General features: G+C 44.4%; 4 protein-coding genes and 1 pseudogene. 2 read left to right on the forward strand and 3 right to left on the reverse strand.

Going from position 1 to position 6,720, the window contains the following annotated elements:
* Positions 1–219: 219 nt before the first annotated feature.
* Entirely contained in the window at positions 220–2,976 is a 2,757-nt protein-coding gene (locus A136_RS02910) for an immune inhibitor A domain-containing protein (protein WP_017064422.1), read from the reverse strand.
* A 47-nt stretch (positions 2,977–3,023) separates the two neighbouring features.
* The gene (locus A136_RS02915; RefSeq protein WP_017064423.1) at positions 3,024–3,350 is read right to left on the reverse strand and encodes a hypothetical protein; all 327 of its coding nucleotides are present in this window, start codon (positions 3,348–3,350) and stop codon (positions 3,024–3,026) included.
* Positions 3,351–3,759: 409 nt separating this feature from the next.
* Between A136_RS02915 and A136_RS02920 the strand changes: the two are divergent.
* Both A136_RS02920 and A136_RS02925 read left to right on the forward strand, forming a co-directional pair.
* Positions 3,760–4,164, forward strand: a pseudogene (locus tag A136_RS02920) (Lrp/AsnC family transcriptional regulator); the annotation flags it as partial.
* Positions 4,165–4,329: 165 nt separating this feature from the next.
* Positions 4,330–5,892: a methyl-accepting chemotaxis protein gene (locus A136_RS02925; protein ID WP_017064425.1), complete on the forward strand. Its 1,563-nt coding sequence runs from the start codon at positions 4,330–4,332 to the stop codon at positions 5,890–5,892.
* A gap of 108 nt (positions 5,893–6,000) precedes the next feature.
* Here the strand turns inward: A136_RS02925 and A136_RS02930 are convergent.
* Positions 6,001–6,720: transketolase-like TK C-terminal-containing protein (locus A136_RS02930; protein ID WP_017064426.1), on the reverse strand; the 720-nt coding region annotated here is incomplete at its 5' end.

The following is a 6,720-nucleotide window of genomic DNA, read 5'->3' on the forward strand; positions in this document are numbered from 1 at the left end:
CTGTGATTAAAACCCTAGTATCTCGAACTGCGACCAATAAAAAGCCCTACCAAATCGGTAGGGCTTTTGCTTACGGCTTAAATAATAACGTTTCCTTAAAACTGCTGTCTTGGCTCATGCTCGAAGACAACAGTGCTTAAGCTTGCTTGTAAGTACGTGTGATAGAGCCGCGTACTTATTTTGATGGTCTATCGTTTAAAACCTAAGACCCAAGATGAGCTACAGGTCGACCAAAATTGTCTTAGTCGTAATCCCACCTTGGTCATCGATTATCTTCAGAGTCACCTCGTGCTTTCCGTATGAAGGGAAGATAGAAGTGAATGTGCGACCTCGTTTCACCTTTCCGTTTGGAAGTGTCCACTCGGTATCAACAATACGACCATCGCTGTCTGAACTTGTAGACCACATGGTTACCCAGCGGCCCAAGTGAATGTACTTCGCGCTCGCTTCTGGAAGGGCGTTTGGAGATTCAACACTCACTACGGAGCTAAATGAAGCGGTAGCGCCTTTGTCGTCGACAACAGTCAAGTTCACCGTGTATTCGCCCGCTTGCTCGTAAGACCAAGTTGGTGCCACTTCGTTACTTGTTGTGCCGTTCCCAAAGTCCCATAGGTAACGGGCGATCTCACCGTCTTGGTCTGAGCTGAAGTTGTTTGCAGAAACAGTCAGACCAGTCACATTAAGCTCGAAGTTCGCAGTAGGAACGATGTTGTGTTGGCTTACTTTAGATAAGCGAACCACACCGTATTCGTTGTTATCACTCTGATTCACAATATCGACCGCTAAACCAAACTCCGTCAGGATGCGTCCTGAATCAGGCGCTTGAGGCGATGTGTAATCTTGGTCATCCGAGAAGCTAGCATTGCCAACCAAACTGGTATCTTCGAGTACATCGTTGTCGCTGTTTACAAGACGCATTGGAGTATGATCTTTGAGTGAAAACGCTGCGTCTCGAACTTGGTAGCGTGTTTGAGCCGCTTCACCAGAGTTTGCCCACACCATGGCATTTTGGTCTGCATCGACCACGCCTAACCAACCTTCACCAGGGTGTTTACCTACCCAGTTGTCGGTGAGTGATTCGTCGACGTACCAAATGATCAAGCCAGGGTCGAATGACATCAGTTGTCCCATGCGTTTGATGTTCGCTAGGCCTTCATCAACATCCATGTGGCTGCGCCATTGCAATAGATAGTAGTGCTGCGCTTGATGGAATCCATTACTCAGCTTGTAACCATTAAGGGAGAAGGTGGAGTTGCTCTCACCATCGTCTATTGAGGTCACTTCACCATCGACAACAACAGCAAGGTTATCTAAATAGAAGCCTTCCATTGCTAAGCCGCCATCGGTGATGTATTCAAAAGACAGTTCCACTTCTTGGCCTGCCCATTGTGAAACGTCGAACTCAGCGTCGACCCATCCGCCAGATTCGCCGCCAATAGCAGGAACGAGGTCCGTGTTGTATGGATCGTCCATTGAGGTAATGTTTCCTGCAATGGCTTGTCCGTTGATTAGCACGCGCGCAAAGTCGTAGTCTTTTTCAATCTCATACCAAGTTTTGAAAGACAGCAGTGCAGAATCACCCGCTGGGATCATCAACTTGCGAGTCATACTGTTTTTCAGATCATCGCCTTTTTGAGAGTGGAATGAATACTCGCCCTCAAAGGGTTTCAGACTTTCAATCTGCTTTTCAGGAAGATCCACTTTGATCATGTTAGGACGACTGTTATCCGTTGTTTGGAACAGCGTATACACTTGTGGATTGTCTTCTAGGTCATCAATCGAGAGCTGATCATCGTTAACCCAACGTCCGCCAATCGATTTCTGTAGGAAGTGTTTTGCCCAAGAACTGAATGCCGTTGGTTGTGTACCACCAATTTGACCAGCCCAACTGCCCGAAGACATGATTGACCAGTAAGAAACCGGTTCGCCTCTGCCTGTGTATTGCGTGTCATACTCGTCTGGTAAGCCTAAATCATGACCATATTCGTGGGCACAAACACCTGCAGCCGCATCAATCGGTTGAATGGTGTAATCGAACGCCGCGTATTGGCCACCAAATCGATCTGGAAGCGAGCTAGAAGTACCTTCCAGTACATGAGTGCGACCAAGGTTGAATCGGTGAGACCAAATCGCATCAGGGCCTAACACGCCACCACCGGCTTCTTCGCCTACCGATGCATGAAACACCATCAGGTGGTCAATCACACCATCGGGTTCGCGGAAATTTCCGTCACCGTCGTAATCGTAACGATCTTCGATGTCGTAATCGGCAAGGTTGATACTCGGATCTTGAGCCAGTTGATTCAGCGCTTCACGAACCAGTTCTTGGGCGTTTAGGTCGTTGTCGGTGGTAGGGGAGTTGCCACCATAGAATGACGCAGGCTTAGAGGCGCGATACCAACCTGCCGCTTGACCTGCAACGCTGTAACTGTCGCCTGATTCGCTTTGGTAATATTGGCGCATCGAGATTAGGTTTTCGCCATTTGGCCCTGTGTAGCCAGAATTTGAAAACAACAACTCTTGATAATGTTCAGGGCTGTAGCTCTCGTAGAGCATCTGCGTGTGCTCTTCGGTCAACTTGTTGTCATCCCAGTTCAAATCAGGGAAATCGACCAATAGAGCGAGTACTTTATCGGTGCGCTTGGTGCCGACTTCTAAAGCAAAGACACTCGCTTTTTTAACGCCAGACCCTTTTTCTATGGCTTTGAGTATTTTTGCGCGTTGCTCAAGTGCTTTTTTTCCGAATTGAGCATCGCCTTTGAAACCGGAATTGATTTTATTATTCAAGTAACGGTCAAGCGCATCCTGCTTTGCCACATCGGTTGCATCTTGGTCGACTAAGCCTTGTCTAACTAGCATTTCAATGAGTTTGTCTTCATTAACTACGCCTAAATCAATAGGTGTTTTTGCATAACCACTGACGCTAAATAGAGTAAGCATTGCTGAAGCCAACAATGTACTTCTCATCATTTTCATTATATTTCCTTTTTATATTTCCATGTCGATATCAGTATCAACTTGCCTTATTCGGATCTGTTGTCCGAGTTTGGCCTAATACACTCTTGTGGTGTCTTATTTAACTGACGTGTGTTTGTTGTATGTTTTTTACCTTCTATCTCTTTTGTATTGGTTGTCTCTTTTCTATTTTTTGAATCAAACGGAGTGCTCTTCACTTTTTTAGCGTTGAGATAGATACGCAAAGCTTCTTGATTTTCCTCATAGGTTAAGCCTGAACAGATAACACCTTGTTTTATCAATGACTTAAGCAATAGTTCGTCGTTCTCAATAGTGGAAGCCTGTGACAGTGAGGAAAAAATTAGAACCATTAAAGCCATTGTTTTGTGTGACATTATTATATCAAGCCATTAGTTTTGGTTATGTAACAAAATATATTTATAAATTTTACCAATCAAATGGATAATTATTACAATTAATTATTCGTTCCGGTTTCAACATTTAGAGTTAATATAAAATAAGGAGTGCTATTTATTCTATTGTCAGTTATTTAATGGGTTTTGTTGAATGAATAGTTGATAGTTTGGATGTTTAATAACATTGATTAGGTCGTGGTTATTATTCTGGAGGGCGCTTTATACAAGGCGTTGTGTTCTAACTAATAAGATGATTTTTTATTATCGGTGTTTTAAAATACGCATGTAATAACTGAGTCATTAGTAAATACCCATGCTCAAATTATTTTTACTCAAAATATCAATAATTAGGGTATTGAGAGTAACTTTCAGTGTTTAAATGACGTGAAATTTAACAATAGCAGAGCTGGTCGGGTTGTCACCGCCTGCTTGCTTAAAGCGAGTGAAACGGCTGAGAGAAGAGGGCGTGATTGTCGGTGGTGTGTCCATCATTAATCCAGAACTGACCGGCAGTAAGATGACTTTGGTTGTGTCCGTGGAAATGGAGCGTGATCGAGGGGATATTTACCAAATCTTTCGCCATTCTATTTCAAAGGCAGAAGAGGTCACGCAGTGCTATCAGATATCAGGCAGCTTTGATTTCATGCTGATTGTGACGGTCAAAGACATTCAAGCCTACGAAGACTTTGTGGAGCGAGTACTACGCAAAGATCTGAATATTCGTAAATTCCATACCTCTGTCTCAATGAGAACCGTGAAATTTACCACTGCCGTAAACTTAGATGAGTCGTGACTGTTGGCGTGAGAAGATAGTGAAGTTATTAGCTTTGTGAGGTACTTAGCTAATATTTGTATAAATAGCAGGCATTTACACAAAATGTGACGTTCACATTTTGTCATAACTTTAATAATTGTATATATTCCTCGCCTAAAATAATAATTAACCTAAGTTAATATAATGACTGTCAGCTCATCTACTCAATCTCGTGAAACGCTTCTCAGCGAAAACGAACAACTTGTCTCTACCACTGATTTAAAAGGCGTGATTACGTACAGTAATGATGCTTTTTGTCGCATAGCGGAATACAGCCAACAAGAATTGCTAGGGCAACACCACAATATCGTAAGGCATAACGATATGCCGAAAGCCGCTTTTGCTGATATGTGGGTTAACCTAAAGCAAGGTAAAGCTTGGCGTGGCATCGTAAAAAACAAAACCAAATCTGGTGGGTTTTACTGGGTCGATGCTTATGTAACTCCAATTTACGACAATGGTAAGGTGAGTGGCTACCAATCTGTTCGTGTTAAGCCAAAGAATGAATGGATACAAGTTGCAGATAAGGCTTACCAAGGCCTCTTGAAGGCTGAAAAGTCGGGTCGCCAATGGTCATTAAAGATCAGTGACAGTGTTCGTTACGCCGTGTTGCTAGGCTCTTTGGCTGCGCCGTTAATTTCAAATCTCATTGAAGTAGGGCAAGTATCACAATGGTTGTTGAGCCTACTTCCTGTTTCAGCATTAGCACTGCTTTTCCGACAAGAGCTGATTGATACTCCACTGCAGTTGAAAAAGCTGCAATCTAAATTCGATAGTGTTAGTCGTCTTGTTTATTCAGGTAATAGTCAGTTCTCTATTGCCGATTTTCACTTAAAACTATTGTCTGCAAGAATCCACACCGTATTAGGTCGCATGACAGACTCAGCCAAGCCGTTACAAGATTTGGCTGACAACCTAAATGCGACGTCATTTGAAGTATCAGAAGCCTTAGATCAACAAACAAAAGACATTCTTCAAGTACGAGAGGCGACTGAAGAGGTTGAAGTCACCGCCAATGAGGTCTCTTCTCGCACAGAAGAAGCGCACCAGATTGTTGATGTGACTTTGCAAACCTGTGCTGGCGCTAAAGAAAGCATTAATCAAACTCATCAAAACTTAGAGAGCCTAGCTTCTCAGGCTGAAAAGGCGACTCAAACGACTTACCAACTGAGCGATCAAGCGCAGAGCGTAAGCAAGATAATGGAAGAGATTGGTGGAATCGCCGAACAAACCAACTTGTTGGCCCTGAACGCTGCGATTGAAGCGGCGAGAGCGGGCGAGCAAGGACGAGGCTTTGCCGTTGTTGCCGACGAAGTCCGTGCATTGTCGGGTCGAACCTCAAAGGCTACGGTTCAGATCAAAGAGAGCATCGATACCATGCTAACGACGATTGAAGGGTGGCAAAAAGATATTCTGGCGAACCGTGAGCAAACGGACGCATGTGGTGATGTTGCGAAGGTGAGTGCAGAGCGCTTGTCGGAAGTCGAAAACCTAATGCAATCCATGAATGAACTCATGCAGTCTGTTGAAAGTTCTGCTCATAAGCAACGTGAGCTGTCGAGTGAAGTCAATCTGCATATGCAGTCTATCGCCTCGACCGCAGAACAAAACTTAGTGGCAACGCATTCTGTGAAAGACCACTCCACAGAGCTAAAAGAACAAGTCAATGAGTTCTACCAACTGGCAAAGCGTTTCGAAGAAAAATAGCCGTTAGATTTAATCCGAATGAGAGAAAAGACAAAAAAAGCCCCGTATTTTCATGCGGGGCTTTCTGTATGCATCAACCCATTGAAGGGCGAGACAATGTATTCAAGATTAAGCTAGAAGCTCTTTCGCTGTGTTTACTACGTTTTCAGTAGTGAAACCGAACATCTTGAATAGCTCACCTGCAGGTGCAGACTCGCCGAACGTTGTCATACCGATGATCTTGCCACCGAAACCAACGTACTTGTACCAGAAGTCAGCGATGCCAGCTTCTACAGCGATACGTGCCGTTACGTCAGATGGAAGTACAGACTCACGGTACTGCGCGTCTTGTTTGTCGAACGCATCAGTAGCAGGCATAGAAACTACGCGTACTTTCTTACCTTCAGCCGTTAGCTCAGCAGCAGCGTTAACCGCTAGCTCAACTTCAGAACCCGTTGCGATAAGGATAAGCTCTGGCTTGCCTTCACAATCTTTCAGGATGTAACCACCCTTAGCGATGTTTGCTACTTGCTCAGCGTCACGATCTTGTTGTGCAAGGTTTTGACGAGAGAAGATAAGTGCAGAAGGACCATCTTTACGCTCGATTGCTAGTTTCCAAGCAACAGCAGACTCAACTTGGTCACATGGGCGCCATGTGCTCATGTTTGGAGTTAGACGTAGAGAAGCGATTTGCTCAACTGGTTGGTGAGTTGGACCATCTTCGCCAAGACCGATAGAGTCATGCGTGTAAACTTGGATGTTCTGAGTTTTCATCAGAGCAGCCATACGCATAGCGTTACGCGCGTATTCCATGAACATTAGGAACGTTGCGCCGTATGGTACGAAACC

The sequence above is a fragment of the Vibrio crassostreae 9ZC13 genome (genome assembly GCF_000272045.2).
GTDB classification, from domain to species: domain Bacteria; phylum Pseudomonadota; class Gammaproteobacteria; order Enterobacterales; family Vibrionaceae; genus Vibrio; species Vibrio crassostreae_C.